General features: G+C 69.0%; 19 protein-coding genes. 8 read left to right on the plus strand and 11 right to left on the minus strand.

All coding sequences use genetic code 11. From position 1 onward, the window contains the following. Nucleotides 1-22: 22 nt before the first annotated feature. Nucleotides 23-655, minus strand: a complete 633-nt coding sequence (locus tag ACIQTX_RS08890) for a TetR/AcrR family transcriptional regulator (RefSeq protein ID WP_402971368.1) — start codon at nucleotides 653-655, stop codon at nucleotides 23-25. Nucleotides 656-726: 71 nt separating this feature from the next. Between ACIQTX_RS08890 and ACIQTX_RS08895 the strand changes: the two genes are divergently transcribed. Continuing rightward, nucleotides 727-2,178: a DHA2 family efflux MFS transporter permease subunit gene (locus tag ACIQTX_RS08895; protein ID WP_402971371.1), complete on the plus strand. Its 1,452-nt coding sequence runs from the start codon at nucleotides 727-729 to the stop codon at nucleotides 2,176-2,178. A 112-nt stretch (nucleotides 2,179-2,290) separates the two neighbouring features. Here the strand turns inward: ACIQTX_RS08895 and ACIQTX_RS08900 are convergent, their stop codons facing one another. Further along, nucleotides 2,291-3,694 (minus strand): DEAD/DEAH box helicase, encoded by a 1,404-nt coding sequence (locus ACIQTX_RS08900; RefSeq protein WP_402971374.1) that lies wholly within the window; start codon nucleotides 3,692-3,694, stop codon nucleotides 2,291-2,293. Between the two features lie 293 nt (nucleotides 3,695-3,987). After that, nucleotides 3,988-4,935: a 2,3,4,5-tetrahydropyridine-2,6-dicarboxylate N-succinyltransferase gene (gene dapD, locus ACIQTX_RS08905; RefSeq protein ID WP_402971376.1), complete on the minus strand. Its 948-nt coding sequence runs from the start codon at nucleotides 4,933-4,935 to the stop codon at nucleotides 3,988-3,990. 65 nt (nucleotides 4,936-5,000) lie between these two features. Here dapD and dapE point away from each other — a divergent pair, with 65 nt between their 5' ends. From dapE to ACIQTX_RS08920, 3 genes are all read left to right on the plus strand, one after another. Then, nucleotides 5,001-6,074: a succinyl-diaminopimelate desuccinylase gene (dapE, locus tag ACIQTX_RS08910; RefSeq protein WP_402971379.1), complete on the plus strand. Its 1,074-nt coding sequence runs from the start codon at nucleotides 5,001-5,003 to the stop codon at nucleotides 6,072-6,074. Next, a complete protein-coding gene (locus ACIQTX_RS08915; RefSeq protein ID WP_402971381.1) occupies nucleotides 6,056-7,273 on the plus strand; it encodes a hypothetical protein in 1,218 nt (405 codons plus the stop codon). The genes dapE and ACIQTX_RS08915 overlap by 19 nt, the downstream gene beginning before the upstream one ends. 94 nt (nucleotides 7,274-7,367) lie before the next feature. After that, on the plus strand, nucleotides 7,368-7,541 hold the full coding sequence (locus ACIQTX_RS08920; RefSeq protein ID WP_067122349.1) for a DUF3117 domain-containing protein: 174 nt from the start codon (nucleotides 7,368-7,370) through the stop codon (nucleotides 7,539-7,541). A gap of 87 nt (nucleotides 7,542-7,628) precedes the next feature. On the opposite strand, the gene ACIQTX_RS08925 is transcribed toward ACIQTX_RS08920, so the two are convergent. Then, nucleotides 7,629-8,267 (minus strand): O-methyltransferase, encoded by a 639-nt coding sequence (locus ACIQTX_RS08925; protein ID WP_028503632.1) that lies wholly within the window; start codon nucleotides 8,265-8,267, stop codon nucleotides 7,629-7,631. A 91-nt stretch (nucleotides 8,268-8,358) separates the two neighbouring features. Between ACIQTX_RS08925 and ACIQTX_RS08930 the strand changes: the two genes are divergently transcribed. Continuing rightward, nucleotides 8,359-8,733: a translocase gene (locus ACIQTX_RS08930; RefSeq protein WP_028503633.1), complete on the plus strand. Its 375-nt coding sequence runs from the start codon at nucleotides 8,359-8,361 to the stop codon at nucleotides 8,731-8,733. Further along, a complete protein-coding gene (locus ACIQTX_RS08935) occupies nucleotides 8,730-9,371 on the plus strand; it encodes a hypothetical protein (protein ID WP_402971386.1) in 642 nt (213 codons plus the stop codon). The genes ACIQTX_RS08930 and ACIQTX_RS08935 overlap by 4 nt, the downstream gene beginning before the upstream one ends. Here the strand turns inward: ACIQTX_RS08935 and ACIQTX_RS08940 are convergent. Genes ACIQTX_RS08940 through ACIQTX_RS08955 form a run of 4 tightly spaced genes read right to left on the minus strand, consistent with a single transcriptional unit; the run spans nucleotide 9,368 to nucleotide 12,782 of the window. Then, nucleotides 9,368-9,862 (minus strand): YcxB family protein, encoded by a 495-nt coding sequence (locus ACIQTX_RS08940; RefSeq protein WP_028503635.1) that lies wholly within the window; start codon nucleotides 9,860-9,862, stop codon nucleotides 9,368-9,370. The two genes, ACIQTX_RS08935 and ACIQTX_RS08940, sit on opposite strands and share 4 nt — an antisense overlap. Before the next feature lie 21 nt (nucleotides 9,863-9,883). Continuing rightward, nucleotides 9,884-11,005 (minus strand): Mrp/NBP35 family ATP-binding protein, encoded by a 1,122-nt coding sequence (locus ACIQTX_RS08945; RefSeq protein ID WP_402971389.1) that lies wholly within the window; start codon nucleotides 11,003-11,005, stop codon nucleotides 9,884-9,886. Then, entirely contained in the window at nucleotides 11,002-11,514 is a 513-nt protein-coding gene (locus tag ACIQTX_RS08950; protein WP_402971392.1) for a DUF1003 domain-containing protein, read from the minus strand. Before ACIQTX_RS08950 ends, ACIQTX_RS08945 begins: the two co-directional genes overlap by 4 nt. Then, a complete protein-coding gene (locus ACIQTX_RS08955) occupies nucleotides 11,514-12,782 on the minus strand; it encodes a magnesium transporter MgtE N-terminal domain-containing protein (RefSeq protein ID WP_028503638.1) in 1,269 nt (422 codons plus the stop codon). Before ACIQTX_RS08955 ends, ACIQTX_RS08950 begins: the two co-directional genes overlap by 1 nt. 85 nt (nucleotides 12,783-12,867) lie before the next feature. On the opposite strand from ACIQTX_RS08955, the gene ACIQTX_RS08960 reads away from it, so the two are divergent. Together ACIQTX_RS08960 and ACIQTX_RS08965 are read left to right on the plus strand one after the other, a co-directional pair. After that, complete coding sequence (locus ACIQTX_RS08960) at nucleotides 12,868-13,602, plus strand: general stress protein (RefSeq protein WP_402971395.1); 735 nt, start codon at nucleotides 12,868-12,870, stop codon at nucleotides 13,600-13,602. Nucleotides 13,603-13,627: 25 nt separating this feature from the next. After that, nucleotides 13,628-14,290 (plus strand): alpha/beta family hydrolase, encoded by a 663-nt coding sequence (locus ACIQTX_RS08965; protein WP_402973003.1) that lies wholly within the window; start codon nucleotides 13,628-13,630, stop codon nucleotides 14,288-14,290. A gap of 6 nt (nucleotides 14,291-14,296) precedes the next feature. Here ACIQTX_RS08965 and ACIQTX_RS08970 read toward each other — a convergent pair whose 3' ends face one another. The 3 genes from ACIQTX_RS08970 to ACIQTX_RS08980 are packed head-to-tail and all read right to left on the minus strand — an operon-like array spanning nucleotide 14,297 to nucleotide 17,695. After that, nucleotides 14,297-15,205 (minus strand): phosphotransferase, encoded by a 909-nt coding sequence (locus ACIQTX_RS08970; protein ID WP_402971398.1) that lies wholly within the window; start codon nucleotides 15,203-15,205, stop codon nucleotides 14,297-14,299. A 9-nt stretch (nucleotides 15,206-15,214) separates the two neighbouring features. Continuing rightward, nucleotides 15,215-16,636 carry an aminopeptidase P family protein gene (locus ACIQTX_RS08975; RefSeq protein WP_402971401.1) on the minus strand — a complete coding sequence of 474 codons (1,422 nt, stop codon included), beginning with the start codon at nucleotides 16,634-16,636 and terminating at the stop codon, nucleotides 15,215-15,217. A 36-nt stretch (nucleotides 16,637-16,672) separates the two neighbouring features. Next, nucleotides 16,673-17,695: an endonuclease/exonuclease/phosphatase family protein gene (locus ACIQTX_RS08980; RefSeq protein WP_402971404.1), complete on the minus strand. Its 1,023-nt coding sequence runs from the start codon at nucleotides 17,693-17,695 to the stop codon at nucleotides 16,673-16,675. Nucleotides 17,696-17,789 lie beyond the last annotated feature (94 nt).

A 17,789-nucleotide genomic window follows, 5' to 3' on the forward strand; every position in this document is an offset into this window, starting at 1 on the left:
GGGAGGGGCGGCGACGCGTTCCTCACGCCGTCGCCGGCTCTTTGGCGTCTTCGCCGACCACGTCGAGCACGAGCTGCAGCTTGGTCTGGAATGTGCACTCCAGCAGCTCTGTCGTCGCTTCATCCGTGCCGTACTGCTCCGGGAGGCGCAGACCGAGCAGGGTGTTGAGCAGCATCCCCTCGGCGAGGAATGTGCGCACCTCCTCCGGGGTGAAGCCGGCGTCATCGCGCAGCATCCGATAGATCTTGAGGAAGTCCGCGCGGGCGCGTTCGCCGATGACGGCATCGTGGCCCATGCTGAACGCCTGCATGAGTGACAGCAGGATGCCTCGGTCCTCGACCAGGTTCACGTAGGCGGAACCGAGCCGGCGGCCCAGCTCCCGGTCGGGTGCCCCCGAGACGCTCCTCCACTCTGCGATCACGGCGGCGAAGGTGTCGAGAAGCTTGCCGCTCGCCCGCGCCAGAACCTCGACGAACAGTGTCTCCTTCGTGCCGAACATCCGGACGACATAGGGCTGACTGATGCCCGCCGCTTTGGCGATCTGGTCGGTGGTGGCGCCGAAGTAGCCGCGTTCGCCGAACACCAGGCTCGCCGCGGCGAGGATCTGCTCGCGACGCTCGGTGGCGGGGATGCGTTCGCTCTGCTTCTCGTTCACGCTTGACAGGTTATCAGTTGATTACTACTGTTCGGAGGTAAGTAATCATTCAATAACAACAAGGGGTTCTCATGACTTCATCCGCCCGACGTCTGCCCGTCTGGTTGACGATCGTCGCAGCCTCGCTGCCGATGTTCATGGCGACGCTCGACAACCTCGTCGTCACCGGCGCGCTCCCTGTCATCTCACGCGAGCTCGGCGCATCCATCGAAGAGCTGCAGTGGGTCATCAACGCCTACACGCTGAGCTTCGCCACCTTCATGCTGCTCGCCGTGGGCCTCGGGGACCGTTTCGGTCGCCGTACGGTGTTCCTGGCCGGCATCGCCGTGTTCACGCTCGCCTCCGCCGGCGCAGCGCTCGCGACCGAACCGTCGATCCTGATCCTCGCGCGCGCGATCCAGGGTGTCGGTGCGGCGGCCCTCATGCCCCTCTCGCTCACCCTGCTCGTCGGCAGTGTCTCCGAGCGCTTGCGCCCTGCCGCGATCGGCATCTGGGGAGGTGTCGCAGGGCTCGGGGTCGCCACCGGACCGCTCATCGGAGGAGCGGTGATCGAGGGATGGAACTGGCAGACCATCTTCTGGCTCAACGTCCCGGTCGGCATCCTCGCCGTGCCGCTCATCCTGGTCGCTCTCCCCAACAGCTTCGGTGCTCGAGTGCGAGCCGACCTGGTGGGCCTGCTGCTGGCCGGCCCCGGTGTGCTGGGTGTCGTGTACGGAATCGTGCGCGGCAACGACGCGGGCTGGGACAGCCTCGAGGTGGTCGGTTCCTTGGTCGCCGGTGCGCTGCTGCTCGTGGCATTCGTCATCTGGGAGGGGCGCACCGCTCACCCGCTGCTGCCGCTGCGGCTGTTCCGCGACCGCAGCTTCACGGTGGCGAACCTCGTGGGTGTGACCTTCAGCTTCGGGATCTTCGGCGCGGTGTTCATCCTGATCCAGTTCCTTCAGGTGGTTCAGGGGCACACGCCGCTCGAGGCGGGCATCATGACGATGCCGTGGACGCTGGCGCCCATGATCGTGGCGCCGCTCACCGGGATGCTGTCGCCGCGTACCGGAACGCGTCTCCCGATCCTCCTCGGCCTGACCATGCTCGCCGTCGCGCTCAGCTGGATCGCGCTCACGCTCTCCGCCACCCTCGACTATGCCGCGATGTGGCCGCCCTTCCTGCTGGCGGGGATCGGCATGGGGCTCGTCTTCGCACCGAGCTCGACGGCGGTGCTCGTCAACATGCAGCCGGACGATCATGCCAAGGCCTCCGGCACCAACTCCACGTTGCGCGAGATCGGCGTCGCTCTCGGCGTCGCCGTGCTGACAGCGGTATTCGTCGGCGCGGGCGGTACTCTCACCCCGACCGGTTACGTGGACGCAGCGATCCCCGCGATCTGGGTAGGTGCAGGAGTGCTCGCGCTGGCGGCCGTGATCTCCATCGCGCTTCCCTCGGGAATCCGCCGGCTGCGTCCCGCGGCGGGAGAAGCAGCGAGCGCTGAGGGTGAGCCGGAGCGGTCCGTGGCCGGGGTGCCCGCCTAGGCAGCCCCTCACCAACTGCCGGAACGCACAGCGCCCCCGTCATGCGAGATGCATGGCGGGGGCGCTGCGTCGATATCGTCTGAGTTCAGACAGACATCGGGCTCAGATGGATTCAGCGGCCCTGCGAGCTGCGGCCGCCCTGACGGGACTGGCCGCCCTGGCGGGACTGGCCACCGCTCTGGGTGGAGTAGCTCCCGCCCTGGCCGGTGCCTGCACCGCCGGAGCGGGGGCGACGGCTGCGACGCGAGGGCGGGTTGGCCGCACCGCTCTTCTCGCCGCCGGCAGGACGCTGCTTCGAGGAAGGGCGCTGCTGCTGCTGTGCCTGCACCGGGGCCGGGCGCACGTGCGGTGCGCGTTCGGGAACCAGAGCGGTGATCGCAGCGGTCGTCACGTCTTCCAGGGGAGCGCTGATCGCGGCCTTGCGCAGAAGGTCCTTGACGTCACGGCGCTGCTCGGGGAGCACGACCGTCACGACGGTGCCGGCAGCGCCGGCGCGAGCCGTACGGCCTGAACGGTGCAGGTATGCCTTGTGCTCGACGGGCGGGTCGACGTGGACGACGAGGTCGACGTTGTCGACGTGCACTCCGCGGGCCGCGACATCCGTCGCCACGAGAACGCGCACTCCGCCGTCTTCGGGGGCGGCGGAGAAGGCGCCGAGGTTGCGCTCACGGGCGTTCTGCGAGAGGTTGCCGTGCAGGTCGACGGCAGGGATGCCGGCGGCTGTGAGCTGCTTCGCGAGCTTCTTCGCCTGGTGCTTGGTGCGGGTGAAGAGAATTCGACGTCCGGTGCCCGACGCGAGCTCGCGCACGAGGGCGGTCTTGTTGTCGGGGGAGTCCACGACCAGTACGCGGTGCGTCATCTCGCCGACCGGCACGCTCTCTTCGTCGACCTCGTGGCTGACGGCGTTCGAGAGGAAGCGGCGGGCGAGGGTGTCGATGCCGCGGTCGAGGGTCGCGCTGAACAGCAGGCGCTGGCCACCGGCGGGAGTCGCCGTGAGGATGCGGGTGACGCCGGGCAGGAAGCCGAGGTCGGCCATGTGGTCGGCCTCGTCGAGCACAGTGACCTCGATCGCGCTGAGGCGCACGACCTGCTGCTTCATGAGGTCTTCGAGCCGGCCGGGGCAGGCGACGACGATGTCGACGCCGCCGCGCAGCGCCTGCTCCTGCGGGCGCTGGCTGACGCCGCCGAATACGGTCGTGACCCGCAGGCCCGCGGCCTCGGCGAGAGGCGCGATGGTCGCGGCGATCTGCGTCGCGAGTTCACGGGTGGGGGCGAGGACGAGTCCGCGCGGGAGGCCGGCACGGCGCTGTCCGCCGGAAGCGGCGAGACGCGCGACGAGCGGCAGAGCGAAGGCGATGGTCTTGCCGCTGCCCGTGCGTCCGCGGCCCAGGAGGTCGCGACCCGCGAGGGAGTCGGGAAGAGTGTCGCGCTGGATGGCGAACGCCTCGGTCTTGCCGGAATCGGCGAGAACGGCGGCGAGCTCGGCGGGGACGCCGAGTTCAAGGAAAGTTGACATGCAGAAACTCCGTCAGCGCACGAGTGAACGGCGCAAGATAAGGGGTGAGGTGGGCGACGGCGCAGGAATTGCGCATCGGTTCGCCGTTCGAAAGGCCAGCTATAGCTGGTGGTGGGAGCAGTTCCGCTCGCTTCGGTCCTCGGAGACCCCGTGACGACGACGATGTTGTCGGACCGGCGGTCCAGGCAACAGGATCAGTCTACCAGGGCACGCATGCCGTCGGCTGCATGCCGCCTCCTGCGCGGGTCGTCGGCTTCCGGCGCAGGTGCTCAGATGTCGTTCAGGCCTCGCCCTCAGGCGTGCAGGGCCTCATTCAAGGTCACGCCCACACCGGCGCGGCGAACGGCCTCGACGGCACCGCTGAGGGAGTTGCGGCGGAAGAGCAGTCCATCTTGGCCGGAGAGTTCTGCACCCTTCACGGTCTTGCGCCCGCCGTCAGCGGTCACAGGGCCGTCGATCAGCACGATCTTGGTGCCGGCGGTCACGTAGAGGCCCGCTTCGACGACACAGTCGTCGCCGAGCGAGATGCCGATTCCGGCGTTCGCCCCGAGCAGGGTGCGCGCGCCGATCGACACTCGATGCGTGCCGCCACCCGAGAGCGTGCCCATGATCGAGGATCCGCCGCCGATGTCGCTGCCGTCGCCGACGACGACACCCTGCGAGATGCGGCCCTCGACCATCGACGCACCCAGCGTTCCGGCGTTGAAGTTCACGAACCCCTCGTGCATGACCGTCGTTCCGGGGGAGAGGTAGGCGCCCAGTCTGACGCGGGAGGCGTCTGCGATCCGCACGCCGGACGGCTGCACGTAGTCGGTCAGACGGGGGAACTTGTCGAGCCCCTGCACCTGGATGCCGGCGCGCTGCAGGAGCGGCCGCAGACGGGCTGCGTCGGCGGGCAGCACAGGACCGGCGTTGGTCCAGGCGACGTTCGGCAGGTGCCCGAAGATGCCGTCGAGGTTCAGCTCGTTGGGGCGCACCACGAGGTGGGAGAGCGCGTGCAGGCGAAGGTAGGCGTCCGCCGTCGAGGCGGGGGCCGCGTCGAGGTCGATCTGCAGCTGGACAACCTCGACGCTGACATTGCGCTGTTCGTCACGACCGGCGAGGGGTGCGAGCTCGGCCAGCGCCGCCTCGTCCGTGGCCAGCTCGCCGGTGCGGACCTCGGGGTACCACGCGTCGAGGACCGTGCCGTCTCCGGCGATCGTGGTCAGTCCGATGGCCCATACCGTGCGTGCGTCGCTCATCCCTCCACGCTAGCGCTCCCGGGGCGCGGCCACCTCACGCATGACGGGGTAAGTAGGCTTGACCCATGGTGCTCGATCTGACCGCGTCCTCCGTCGACCTCACCCGTGCGATCTGCGACATCCCGAGCGTCTCCGGCGACGAGAAGACGCTGGCCGATGCGATCGAGGCGGCGATATCCCCGCTGACCCACCTCGAGGTCTTCCGGCACGGGAACACGATCGTCGCCCGCACCGATCTGGGCCGCGCGCAGCGGGTCGCGATCGCCGGGCACATCGACACCGTGCCGATCAACGCGAATCTACCCACCCGCGACATCGAGATCGACGGCGTCCCCTACCTCTGGGGGCGCGGAACGGTCGACATGAAAGCGGGCACCGCGGTGCAGCTGAAGCTCGCGGCAGAGCTCACCGACCCCGCGATCGATATCACCTGGATGTGGTACGACAACGAGGAGATCGAGGCGTCGAAGAACGGCCTCGGTCTGCTCGCGGCCGTGCGTCCTGACCTGTTCCAGGCCGACTTCGCGATCCTCGGTGAGCCCTCGAACGGCGAGGTCGAGGGGGGATGCAACGGCACGCTTCGGGCGATCGTGCGCACGACCGGCGTGCGCGCGCACAGTGCGCGCGCCTGGATCGGCGAGAACGCGATCCACCGTGCGGCGCCGATCCTCACCCGGCTGGCCGAGTACCGCGCCAAGGAGGTGCTGGTCGAAGGGCTGTTGTACCGCGAGAGCCTGAGTGCCGTGCGCATCACCGGGGGAGTCGCGGGGAACGTCATCCCGGACGCCTGCGAGGTCGAGGTCAACTACCGGTTCGCCCCCAACAAGTCGGCCGCCGACGCCGAGGCCCACCTTCGCGGTGTCCTGGCCGGCTTCGACATCGAGATCACGGATGCGGCCGAGGGTGCGCGCCCAGGGCTCGATGCCGAGATCGCGAAGCAGTTCGTGGCGGCGGTGGGCGCAGAGCCGCGGCCGAAGTACGGCTGGACCGATGTCGCCCGCTTCTCGGCCCTCGGCATCCCGGCTGTGAACTACGGTCCTGGCGACCCGCATCTCGCTCATCACGACGAGGAGCGCGTGCCGCTCGCGCAGATCGACGCCGTCGAGCGGGGCCTGCGCGCATGGCTCACCTCGCTCTGAGCACAGCCCGTCGCTGGGCGCGGATGCCGGTCGCCGTCCGCATCGGAGTCATCTACCTCGTCGCTCGGGTGATCACCACCGTGTTCCTGCTCGTGGCGGCATCGCTGTCGACCGGCGTCTCCCGCTTCGGGGCAGGTGCGGGGCTCGCCGACTTCGTTCTCGGCTGGGACGCGCAGTGGTACTGGCTGGTCGCCGAGAACGGATACCCGACAGAGCTTCCGCTGACGGACTCAGGCGATGTGGCCGAGAACGCGTGGGCGTTCATGCCGGTGTTCGCATATGCGGCGAAGGTGCTCGGATTGCTGCTGGGGTCATGGGGCGCCGGCGCGTTCCTGCTGTCGCTGGTGGCAGGGTACCTGGCCTGCCTCGCGCTTCACCGGCTGCTTCGTGATCGCATCGGGAGCTCCGCGGCGATGTGGGCGGTGGTGTTCTTCGCGGCGGGGCCGATCGCGGCGATGTTCCAGGTGGGCTACGCGGAGACCCTGTTCCTGTTGCTGCTGTTCCTCGCCCTCGATGCGACGACGCGGCGGAACTACGCGTGGCTCTACGTCCTCATCCCGGTGATGGCGTTCACGCGTCCTGGTGTCCTCGCCTTCGCCCTGTATCTCGGCCTGCACGGCGTGCTGCGCTGGCTGCACCGCAAGGACGACCCGCTCACCGGGCGTGAGATCGCGCACATCCTCGCACTCGGGGCGTTGGCGAGCGCAACGGGGTTCGCGTGGCAGGTGATCGCCGGGATCGTGACGGGCGACCCCGGCGCCTATCTCGCGACCGAACTCGCTTGGCGTCAGCACTGGATCACGGGTGGTGTCGGTGGATTCCTGCCGTTCGAGGGCTGGATCCAGGCCTCGCAGTTCTGGTTCACGCTCTGGGGAATGCCGCAATGGTGGGGGCCCATCGCGCTCGTGCTCCTGGTCACGGGCGCTGCGGCGGCTCTGTTGTACGCCCCACAGGTGCGGGCGCTCGGCTCGGATCTCCGCCTGTGGAGCGCGAGCTACCTGCTGTATCTGCTCGCCGTCTTCTTCCCGCAGTCGAGCACATTCCGCCTGCTCCTGCCGCTCAGCCCGCTGTGGGGTGCGGTCGCGGTTCCCCGATCCCGCCTCTGGCGGGTCGGGATCCTGGCCTCGTGTCTCGTGGGGCAGTGGCTCTGGATCTACCACGTGTATGCGCTCGGAAGCACGTTCTGGCAGGTGCCCTGAAGGCGAAGCTCGACCCAATTGTTGCTCTGTGACCTCCAGGTCCCGGTGACACCCGATAAACTCATCCCATACCACCGGAGGAAAGGGAGCCACGATGGCAGCGATGAAGCCGAGGACCGGAGACGGACCTATGGAAGCCGTGAAAGAAGGACGACTCATCATCGTGCGCGTTCCACTCGAAGGCGGCGGCCGCCTGGTCGTCTCCGTGAACGACGCCGAGGCCAAGGAGCTTCACGACGTGCTTGCCGCCGTCGTGACGCCGGCCTGATCGACCTGGGATCCGCATCTGCGGATCCGAAAAGGCGGTGGATCCACGGATCCACCGCCTTTTTCTGTTCGTCCGGTAGCTCTGCGCTCAGTCGCGCTCGGCGAGGCTGATCAGCTGCAGCAGGCCTTCACCGGCGGGGGAGAGCGTGGCCAGCACGGCCGAGGACTCCTGGGTCTCCTGCACGAGAGAGCGGTAGGCGGAGGTGACCTCGTCGCGCTGCACGGGATCGGCGACGCGGCCGCCGGCGAGGACGCGAGGCACCAGCACCAGTCCACCGGTGCGAGCCAGACGCAGCCCGTGCTCGACATACTCGATGACGTGCTCGGGGTCGGCGTCGACGAGCACGATGTCGTAAGAGGCCTCGTTCATGCGTGGAAGCACGTCGATGGCGCGTCCGGTGATGAATCGGGCCTTGGTCGACGGCACCTTCGCGTCGGAGAAGGCCTGCCGCGCGGCGGCGAGATGCTCCGGTTCGTTGTCGATCGAGGTGAGCACGGCCTGAGGCGCGCCACGCAGCAACCAGAGGCCGGAGACTCCGGCGCCTGTCCCGATCTCGACGATGGAGCGGGCACCGGTCGCGGCGGCGAGCACCGCGATCTGAGAGCCGACGACGGCGCTGATCGGCATCGCGCCCAGCTCGACGGCATGCGCACGGGCTCGGGTGATGGCGTCCGGTTCCACGATGGACTCGCGCAGGAAACGCGCGTTCGCGTCATGCTCGCTCATGGCCTGTTTCTCCCTGCCTGCCCCTGTGATCCTCTCCAGAGTATTCGCTCCGTGAGTGCGGGGACCGCAGGCGCGGCGGTAGCCTGTACAGATGACGTTCGGGCTCACCTTCGAGAAGATGCTGCTGATCGGCCTCATCGCGGTCATGATCATCGGTCCGGAGCGTCTTCCGCGGGCAGCAGAGGGCTTCTCCCGCATGGTCCGCAAGGCCGGCGAGTACCTCCGCGCCACCAAGTCGAGGGTGCGCGACGAGATGGGGCCGGAGATCGACGATGTCGACTGGCGCAAGCTCGACCCGCGTCAGTACGACCCGCGCCGGATCATCCGCGACGCACTGATGGAGGAGCCGCAGCCGGCCACTCCGGTGCAGGCACGCGAGACGATCGCCGAACCGATCGCTCCCCGTGCCGTTCCACAGGAGTTCAGCGCCACCAACCGGCCGCCGTTCGATCCCGAAGCCACGTGAGCCGCGGGCGGCTCGCCGATCGCGATGCCGTGGCTTTCGGCTTCTCCGCGCTGTGCGCGTTGGCAGGACTGCTGATCTGGACTCTGTGGGTCACCCCGATCGCTTCGTCAGTCGGCGATGCCGACGCGGTGCCGATCGGACGCTCGGTGAAGATCGAGCTCTCCGCGGGCGAGCGGGTCGGTGTCTGGGGGAGCGGGATCTCCGCAGCGTTCGGGACGATGGAGTGCACGGTGACGGCGCCGGACGGCATCGAGCTGCCAGAGCGAGCCGGCCCCTCGCTCTCCTGGGACGACACGCTGTGGTGGATGACTCCGAAGCGCGGGTTCGAGCAGCGCACGCAGTTTGCCGCGATCGATGCGGGTCTTCACACCGTTACCTGCATCGACTCGCTCGATACGTATGAGGGTGAGTTCCTGCTCGCGGGGGATGCGTTCGGGAACGGCTCCGTCGGGCTCGGCCGGAACGGGGGCAGCGACTACGCCGTGGGTACGCTGCTGGCACTCGGTGCGGTGTTCTGTCCGCCGATGGCGGTGCTGCTGCCCGTGGTGATCATGATCCGCAGGCTGGCTGCGCGTCGGAGACGCGCGCGCGGCGCCGGCGATGCGGACGCGGCCTGGACCACATCCATCGAGGCTTAGACGATCCGCGAGCGAAGTACTGCGATGTCCTCGTCAGTGAGGAGGGCACGCGGGATCGCGGTCGCGACCGATGCGCCGCGCAGCTTCAGCAGCACGGCATCCTTGCCCACGCGTAGATTCTGGAAGGTGCGGTACGGGATCTCCGACCGCCGGCGGCCACTTCCCATCTGCAGTCGGTCATCTTCGAGCGACACCCACACCACGGTCTCGACGGGCATCGCGATCCGGACGGCGGTTCGCGCGCCCGACACCGACATCACGATGGCGAAGCCCGCGAGCGCGATGATGAGCACCGGCATCCAACCCGCACCGAACGGGCCCTCTTCCCCTGGCGCGACGGGTGTGCTGAGGTTCAGGATGCTCAGCACGAGAGCTGCGGCGAGGGCGACCCACATGAGGAGGGCGACGGGGCGGGTCAGCGAGTAGATCGCGGCATCTCGCGCCATCCGCCGCAGCAGACTCTCATCGACGGTCAGGGAGCGTGGCGGCACGGTTCATTCTCCCATGCGCGCTCAGCCGATCGACATCGGCAGTGAACGACCGGACAGGCCGCGGCCCTGCTGCGCGAGGGTGCGGGCGATGTCGCTGATCGTCGCAGCGGCGAGATCCTTCGTCTCTCCGGAGACGATCGGGATGCCGGCATCGCCGCCCTCGCGGAGCGCCGGGCTCAGCGGGATCGAGGCGAGCAGCGGCACGGCGGTCCCCGATTCGGACAGTGCCTCGGCGACGGCAGCGCCGCCGCCGGAACCGAACAGGTCGATGACGGTGCCGTCGGGGAGTGTGTAGGCCGCCATGTTCTCGATGACACCGATCACGCGCTGCCCCGTCTGCCGTGCGACCAGGCCGCTTCGGATCGCGACCTCAGCTGCGGCCGTCTGCGGCGTGGTCACGACGAGCACCTCCGCGTGGGGGAGGAGCTGGCCGATCGAGATCGCGATGTCGCCCGTTCCCGGGGGCATGTCGATCAGGAGCACATCGAGGTCTCCGAAGAAGACGTCGGTGAGGAACTGCGAGACCGTGCGGTGCAGCATCGGTCCGCGCCACGCCACCACAGACTCGCCGTCGCGGAGGAACATGCCGATCGAGATCGTCTTCACGCCGTGCGCCACCGGCGGCAGCATCAGATCGTCGATACGGGTGGGCTGGGTGCCGGCCGGGATGCCGAGGAGTCCGGGGATGGAGAATCCGTGCACGTCTGCGTCGACGAGACCGACCGACAGTCCCCGATCGGCGAGGGCGACGGCGAGGTTGGCCGTCACCGTCGACTTGCCGACGCCTCCCTTGCCGCTGGAGACGAGGATCACTCTGGTGAGGGAATCAGGGCCGAATGGCATGTGCCGTGCCGGTCTGCCCTCGCGGAGCTTCTCGGTGAGGGCCTTGCGCTCGGTCGGTGTCATCACGCCGACCTCGACCTCGACCTCCGTGATGCCGGGAACCGAGGCCGCGGCGTTGCGCACATCTGACTCGATCTTCGCCGCCGCGGGGCAGCCGACGATCGTCAGGACGATGCCGACGTGGGCGCGGTCGCCGTCGACGGCGATCTCGCGGACCATGTCGAGGTCGCCGATGGGGCGGCGCAGTTCCGGATCCGTCACCGCGGCGACGGCCGAACGGACGCGCTCCGCGTCGGTCACGAGTCGGAGCCGGGTCGAGGCTTCTCCGGCGCGTCTTCGAGCTCGGCGAGAAGGGCCTTGAGTTCCTGTCGGAGAACGTCTCGCGTGACGGCCTGCGAATTGCGCTCCTCGAGCGCCATCCGCAGCGCCACGATCTCCCGGGCGAGGTACTCGGTGTCAGCAAGGTTGCGTTCCGCGCGCTGGCGATCCTGCTCGATCTGCACGCGGTCGCGGTCGTCCTGGCGGTTCTGGGCGAGCAGGATCAGCGGCGCGGCATAAGAGGCCTGCAGGGAGAGCATGAGGGTCAGGGCGGTGAATCCGAGGGCGGCGTCGTCGAAGCGCAGCTCGTCGGGGCCCAGGGTGTTCCAGACGATCCAGGCCACGCAGAACAGACTGAGCAGCAGCAGGAAGGTCGGTGTGCCCATCGCGCGGGCCACCCACTCCGTGAAGCGCCCGAAGCGGTCGCGGGAAGACGCCCGGGGCCGTGTCGTGGTGCGGCCTGGTGCATCGAGGCGCGGAGAGCGGGGCATCAGCGCATCTCCTTCGCCGCGGACGTGGTGTCGTCGCTGTCGTGCGAACGCCAGTCGTCGGGGAGGAGGTAGTCGAGCACGTCGTCGATGCTGATCGCGCCGACGAGCCGGTGCGCCGCGTCGATCACCGGGAGCGAGACGAGGTCGTAGCTCGCCAGGAGTCGTGCCACCTCGGCCGCGGACGCGGTGACGGGGACCGGCTCGAGGCTGTCGTCGAGGATCGCTCCGAGGCGCTCATGCGGCGGGTAGCGCAGCATGCGCTGGAAGTGCACGAGGCCGAGCAGGCGCCCGGTCGGCGTCTCGAACGGCGGCAGGGTAACGAACACAGCGGCGGCCAGCGCCGGGTGCAGCTCGTGACGGCGGATCAGTGCCAGAGCCTCGGCCACAGTGGCGTCGGCAGAGAGGATGATCGGCTCCGGTGTCATCAGACCGCCGGCGGTGTCCGGGCCGTAGCGCAGCAGCATCCTGACGTCTTCGGCCTCCTCCGGTTCCATCAGCTCGAGGAGCTGCTCCAGGCGGTCGGGGGCGAGCTGGGCGAGGAGGTCGGCCGCATCGTCCGGTTCCATCTGGTCGAGGATGTCGGCCGCGCGCTCGTCACCGAGACGGTCGAGGATGTGCACCTGCTCGTCTTCGGGCATCTCCTCGAGGGCGTCGGCGAGGCGGTCGTCCGACAGTTCTTCGGCAACCTCGATCATGCGCTGCTGCGGAAGGTCGAGGAGCGTGTTGGCGAGGTCGGCGGCGTGCAGCTCGGAGTACGAGGCGACGAGCTGCTCAGCCGACTGCGATTCACCGGGTGCACGTTGCTCGGCGACCTCGCTCCAGGCGGCGAACGTCGTCGGACCTTTCGCGAAGGGGGAGGCGCTGGTCTTCGGGCGGCGGAGGAAAAGCTGGCTGATGGCCCATTCGCCGAGGCGGTTCGGCTCGATCGCGACGTCTTCGATCACGGCGGTGCCGCTGTCGTCGACGAAGCTCACGCGCCGGCCGAGCATCTCGGCCAGCACTCGCACCTCACCCGCCCGGGGCGAGAAGCGCCGCACGTTGATGAGTCCGGTGGTGATGACCTGGCCCGAGCGGATCGAGGTGACCCGACCGATCGAGAGGAACACATGTCGTCGTCCCGGAATCTCGACGACGAGGCCGATCACACGTGGTGCCGCGGTACTTCGGTACACGACGACGACATCCCGGACTTTGCCGAGCCGGTCGCCGACGGGATCGAAGACGGCGCACCCGGCCAGGCGCGCGGCGAAAACCCGTTGTGTGCTCACTTCTCCAGAGTAGTCGGCGGCTCAGGTCTCCGGCGGGATGGTCGCGCCTCGGGCCGTCCGACGGTGCGCGTGGAAGAATAGCCGGATGAGCATGCTGAACCGGCCCGCGAGTGGCACAGACACCGGCGAGATCGTCGCGTCGATGCGCGACTACGAGAGCGCGCAGAAGACGGTCTCGAAGCTGATCGCCGGGGAGGTGCCGGCGCGTGACATCGCCATCGTCGGCCAGAGCGTGCGCACGGTCGAACGCGTGACCGGCAAGTTGGGGTATGCGGCAGCCGCGCGCTCCGGGGCCATCAACGGCGTGCTGATCGGCCTGTTCCTCGCCGCGATCCTCGTGCTCGGCAACCCCGAGGTGCCGATCCAGCTCTTCCTCGGCTTCGTCCTCATCGGCGTCGCGGTCGGGATGCTCTTGAGCCTCGTCACCTACGCAATCGTCCGCCGCCGGCGCGACTTCGCCAGCGTGACGCAGTTCGCCGCCGACCACTACGAAGTCACGGTCCTGTCCACATCGCTGGGCAAGGCACGTCAGGTTCTCGGAGCGAACAAGGTCGCACCGGTGCGACCGCCGGTCAACCTCGATGAGCCGCCGCGATACGGCGAGCGGATCACGCCAGGCGCGACGGCTCCGGAGCCCGCTCCGACTCCTGAAGAGCCCGTGATCCCGCCGCGACCTGCCGACCCGGTCGCCGAGCCGGAATCCGGTGCGACGCCTGAGCCTGGTCCGGCAGGAGAGGGGACCGCCGCTCCGTCGACGGTGACACCGGTCGATCCGGATGCCGCCCCCGGTGCCGACGGCATCCAGGGTGAACGGGCATGACGGTGACCTCCGCTCCCTCCGCCTGATGGTCGAGATCCAGGTCGCGCTGCCGAACGGAACCACCGCGGTGTCCGCCGACTGGACACTCGGTGACAACGGGGCGACGGTGATCGTCGCTCACGGTGCAGGCACCGGGAAGGATCACCCATTCCTCACGGGCTACGTCGATGCCCTGAGCGACCGCGGCTTCTCGACCCTGCGTTTCAACTTTCCGTACGTGGAGCAGGGGCGACGGATGCCGGGACCTGCTGCGCACGCGATCGCGACCTGGAACGCCGTCGCAGCCTTCGCCCGAGAGTCCGCCCCCTCAGCGACCCTGTGGGCGACCGGGAAGTCGTACGGCGGACGCATGGCATCGATGGCGGTCGCCGAAGGCATGCGTGTCGACGGGCTCGTCTATCTCGGCTACCCGCTGCATCCGCCAGGACGACCGGAGAAGCCGCGCGTCGAACATCTGCCGGGCATCACAGTGCCGCAGCTCTTCGTGGAGGGGACGAACGATCCCTTCATCCAGCCGATCTCGCAGTTCGAAGAGGCGGTCGCGACCTGTGAGGATGCGCGCGTGGTCTGGGTCGAGGGCGGCGGACACACCTTCGAGGTGAAGGGACGCAAACTCCCCGCCGAGCAGATCGGAGCCTCGCTCGCCCCGATCGTGGCGGAGTTCGTCCTCGGTGGCGCGTCCGGCTGAGGTCGGTCAGCCGACGAGGTTCGACAGGTCGGCGTCGTCCAGCAAACGCCGCACGGTCGAGACTCCCAGAGCGCTCATCGCCGGGTTCGACTCCTCGTAGTACCAACCGAGTCCGAGTGCCTGCTGGAGCGCCCAGGCGCCGCCGCGCTGCCACTGGGCGTCGCCGGCAGCCAGGCCATCACGGATGAGGCGCCGTGCCGGGGCGTCGAAGAGGTGCCAGGCGGCGACGAGGTCGAGTGCGGGGTCTGCAGGGCCGAAGCCCCCGCCGTCGAGCACTCCGGCCAGACGGGTGTCGCCCTCGTGCTCGGCGACCAGGAGATTGAACGGCGTGAGGTCACGGTGGCTCATCACCGCGGTCTCGGCGGGCGCGACTTCGCGCAGCGCTGCCCAGAGCCTTTCGGCGTGTCGCACATCGAACAGGTGTCCGCTCCTGGCCAGGCACTCCGCGACCCATTCGTCGTGGTCGCCGAGGCGCCCGCCTCTGCCGTGCCCGTCGAACACGCGGCCGCGCACGTCGGTGGCGCGCAAGGCACGGATCAAGGCTGCCAGGTCACGGGCGAGTGACTCGGACGCGGCCGAACGTACGGGGTCGGCCGGTTCGCCATCGACCCACGTCTGGACCGCCCAGGCCGAGGCGAACTCTTCCGAAGGCGCGGCGGTGCCGTACGGTCGCGGTGCGGGGAACGGGCTCGCCGAGCGGAACTCCTCGAGCGCGGCGACCTCGTTCTCGAGTTCGACCCCTGATGCCCCGAGCAGCGGGAAGCGGGCGACGAGTCCATCGCCCACCCGGATGATCCGGTTCACGGTCCCTACGAGGGGGACCGGTCGGAGCGTCTCTCCGCGCAGCTCGGGGAAGCGGCGGGCGATCAGGCGCGCCGCGACCCCGGCATCGAGCGCGAGCTCGCCCTCATGCATCCGACGACGTCAGCCCTGCAACCGGGCGATCCACGCCTCGACCTCGTCGGCCGTGCGGGGGATGCCGGCCGAGAGGTTCACGGGGCCGTCCTCGGTCATCACGATGTCGTCTTCGATGCGCACGCCGATGCCGCGAAGCTCGGCCGGCACCGTGAGGTCGTCGATCTGGAAGTACAGTCCCGGCTCGATCGTGAACACCATTCCCGGTGCCAGGATGCCGTCGTAGTACATCTCACGGCGGGCCTGGGCGCAGTCGTGCACGTCGATGCCGAGGTGGTGCGAGGTGCCGTGAACCATGTACCGACGGTGCTGGCCGCCCTTATCGGCGTCCAGAGCCTCTTCGGCGCTGACGGGCAGCAGCCCCCACTCGGCCGTGCGCTCGGCGATGACCTTCATGGCGGCGCCGTGCACGTCGCGGAAGCGCACTCCGATCCGGGCGGCGGCGAACGCGGCGTCAGCGGCCTCGCGCACCGTCTCGTAGACCCGACGCTGCACCTCGGTGAAAGTGCCGGAGACGGGGAGGGTGCGGGTGATGTCGGCGGTGTACAGGCTGTCGGCCTCGACACCCGCGTCCACCAGGATCAGGTCGCCGGGGACGAGCGTGCCGTCGTTGCGCGTCCAGTGGAGGTAGCAGGCGTGCGGACCGGAAGCCGCGATCGTGTCATAGCCTTCACCGTTGCCGTCTTCGCGCGCGCGGCGGTGGAAGACACCCTCGACGACGCGCTCGCCGCGTGCGTGAGCCGTCGCGGCGGGAAGCTCGCGGATGATGTCGTCGAAGCCGTTCGCCGTGATCTCGACGGCACGGCGCATCTCGGCGATCTCGAACTCATCCTTGATCAGGCGCAGCTCGGAGACGAAACGGGTGAGAGCCTCATCGTCGTCGAGCACCAGCTCGCCCTGGACGGCCTCGAGCTCGTCCAGGTGCGCGGTCGCGATGTCGAGGTCGGCCGCGACGCCCGCCAGCGACGGACGCGGTCCGATCCAGAACTCGCCGACCGTGGCATCGGCGTAGAACTCCGTCGTCGTGCGGTCCGCACGCTCGCGGAAGAAGAGCGTGATGTCGTGGCCGGCGTCGGTCGGTGCGAAGACGAGGACCGAATCGGGCTCGGCATCCGATGCCCATCCGGTGAGGTGGGCGAACGCGGAGTGCGCGCGGAAGACGTAGTCGGTGTCGTTGCTGCGCTGCTTGAGGGATCCGGCCGGGATCACGAGGCGCTTGCCGGGGAAGGCAGCGGACACCGCTGCCCGGCGGACGGCGGCGTACGAGGCCTGCGCCCGCGGAGCCGGCAGCGTCTCGGGACGCTCGGCCCAGCCGGTGGAGATGGTGTCGAGGAAGCCCTGGGGGAAGGGCTGCTTGCGGTTCGTGGTGCCGTTCTCGACAGACGCTTCGACGGTGGGTTCAGCGATCGTGTCGCGCTCTCCTGTGCTCATCCCTCCAGTCTGTCACCTGGCGGGCTGGTACGGGAGTCAGCCGGCGGGCTCGAGCTGCACGACCAGGGCGCGGTGGTCGCTTCCCCCGGCATCGTCGAGTACGACCGAGCCCGTCGGCTTCCAGTTCTGCGACGCCATCACGTGGTCGATCGGGGCGCCGGCCAGGGCAGGCAGCGAGCTCGGCCAGGTGCCGGTGAGGCCGTTGCCGGTGCGGGAGGCGACATCGCGGCAGTAGCCGATGTCACCGCCTTCCACTCCGAGCGGGGCCATGTGGTCGATCGTCGCGTTGAAGTCACCGGCGAGGAGGAAATCGCCCTGGGGGCACTGATCGGCGATCCACTGCAGGTCGCTGCGCCACTGCTGCATCTCCTCCATGCGGGGAGCGACCGCGTGCACGGCGACGATCGTGGGGCCGGATCCGTCGATCGGCATCAGCACGACGCTGGGCACCGAGCCGGTGTTGCTCGTGCCGTCCTTCGACGACTCGATCACCGAGTACTCGCCGAGGTCGGGGGCCACCAGCACCGTGGTCTGCCAAGACTGCGGGCCGTCTTGTACGTCGGGGCGGAACTGCACGTGATGCACCCACATCGGGTGTCCCTGTTCTCGCAGCATGATGGCGATGCGCTCGCCGACGGCCTCGGTCGTCTCGGGGAGCGCCACGATGTCGGCGCCCTGATCAAGGATCTGCTGGGCGATCACCTCGGCGGCTACGGCTTCGCCCGCGGTGTTCCAGGTGAGCACTCGGACGCTGCCGTCGGTCTTGTCCGGAAGGGCGGAGGCGCCGAAGCCGCGAGTGGCCCCGATCGCCGCGGTCGCGCCGGCTCCGAGCAGCGCCACGATCAGCACGGAGGCGGCGAAGCCCCGCAGCGGGCGAGCGAACAGCAGCAGGAGCGCGAGCACCGCGACGATGAGGAGTCCACCGAGCACGAGACCGCGCACCGATACGAGCTGTGCGAACGGATATGTCTGCTCGAGGCGGAAGAACTGCGGCCAGACCACGACCGCCGTCGCGATCGCGAACAGCACGGTGAAGAGGATCCCCAGTAGTCGAAACATCCCCTCCAGCCTAGAAGCGCCGCCTGTGAAGTCCCTGCCCCGACATCCGCTTCCGTGCGTCCGCGCGCCCGGTCCGGGTGGCGCTGGGTACGCT

It is taken from the genome of Microbacterium sp. NPDC090281, assembly GCF_044769635.1.
GTDB lineage: Bacteria > Actinomycetota > Actinomycetes > Actinomycetales > Microbacteriaceae > Microbacterium.

Bases quoted from the DNA above. Each gene is read 5' to 3' on its own strand.
- ACIQTX_RS08895 (WP_402971371.1), top strand. From the start codon at position 727: ATGACTTCATCCGCCCGACGTCTGCCCGTCTGGTTGACGATCGTCGCA.
- ACIQTX_RS08900 (WP_402971374.1), bottom strand. From the start codon at position 3,694: ATGTCAACTTTCCTTGAACTCGGCGTCCCCGCCGAGCTCGCCGCCGTT.
- dapD (WP_402971376.1), bottom strand. From the start codon at position 4,935: ATGAGCGACGCACGCACGGTATGGGCCATCGGACTGACCACGATCGCC.
- dapE (WP_402971379.1), top strand. From the start codon at position 5,001: ATGGTGCTCGATCTGACCGCGTCCTCCGTCGACCTCACCCGTGCGATC.
- ACIQTX_RS08915 (WP_402971381.1), top strand. From the start codon at position 6,056: ATGGCTCACCTCGCTCTGAGCACAGCCCGTCGCTGGGCGCGGATGCCG.
- ACIQTX_RS08920 (WP_067122349.1), top strand. From the start codon at position 7,368: ATGGCAGCGATGAAGCCGAGGACCGGAGACGGACCTATGGAAGCCGTG.
- ACIQTX_RS08925 (WP_028503632.1), bottom strand. From the start codon at position 8,267: ATGAGCGAGCATGACGCGAACGCGCGTTTCCTGCGCGAGTCCATCGTG.
- ACIQTX_RS08930 (WP_028503633.1), top strand. From the start codon at position 8,359: ATGACGTTCGGGCTCACCTTCGAGAAGATGCTGCTGATCGGCCTCATC.
- ACIQTX_RS08950 (WP_402971392.1), bottom strand. From the start codon at position 11,514: ATGCCCCGCTCTCCGCGCCTCGATGCACCAGGCCGCACCACGACACGG.
- ACIQTX_RS08960 (WP_402971395.1), top strand. From the start codon at position 12,868: ATGAGCATGCTGAACCGGCCCGCGAGTGGCACAGACACCGGCGAGATC.
- ACIQTX_RS08965 (WP_402973003.1), top strand. From the start codon at position 13,628: ATGGTCGAGATCCAGGTCGCGCTGCCGAACGGAACCACCGCGGTGTCC.
- ACIQTX_RS08970 (WP_402971398.1), bottom strand. From the start codon at position 15,205: ATGCATGAGGGCGAGCTCGCGCTCGATGCCGGGGTCGCGGCGCGCCTG.
- ACIQTX_RS08975 (WP_402971401.1), bottom strand. From the start codon at position 16,636: ATGAGCACAGGAGAGCGCGACACGATCGCTGAACCCACCGTCGAAGCG.
- ACIQTX_RS08980 (WP_402971404.1), bottom strand. From the start codon at position 17,695: ATGTTTCGACTACTGGGGATCCTCTTCACCGTGCTGTTCGCGATCGCG.